Origin of the sequence: Arcobacter sp. CECT 8989 (assembly GCF_004116715.1) — a bacterium.
In the GTDB taxonomy this organism is placed as follows: Bacteria; Campylobacterota; Campylobacteria; order Campylobacterales; family Arcobacteraceae; genus Halarcobacter.
Map to the genome: position 1 here is coordinate 1 of NZ_PDKE01000147.1, position 379 is coordinate 379.

At 48.5% G+C, this 379-nt stretch carries 1 rRNA gene; it reads left to right on the plus strand.

The features are described from left to right. Positions 1-379: ribosomal RNA gene (locus CRV02_RS14765) — 16S ribosomal RNA — on the plus strand; the annotation flags it as partial.

Genomic DNA, 379 nt, shown 5'->3' on the forward strand with positions numbered 1-379 from the left:
CCCCCACACTGGTACTGAGACACGGACCAGACTCCTACGGGAGGCAGCAGTGAGGAATATTGGACAATGGGCGCAAGCCTGATCCAGCCATGCCGCGTGCAGGAAGAAGCATCTATGGTGTGTAAACTGCTTTTGTACGGGAAGAAAAAACATTACGAGTAATGTACTGACGGTACCGTAAGAATAAGGATCGGCTAACTCCGTGCCAGCAGCCGCGGTAATACGGAGGATCCAAGCGTTATCCGGAATGATTGGGTTTAAAGGGTCCGTAGGCGGCCTTATAAGTCAGCGGTGAAAGTTTTTGGCTTAACCAAAAAATTGCCATTGATACTGTAGGGCTTGAATGTTTGTGAAGTAACTAGAATATGTAGTGTAGCGG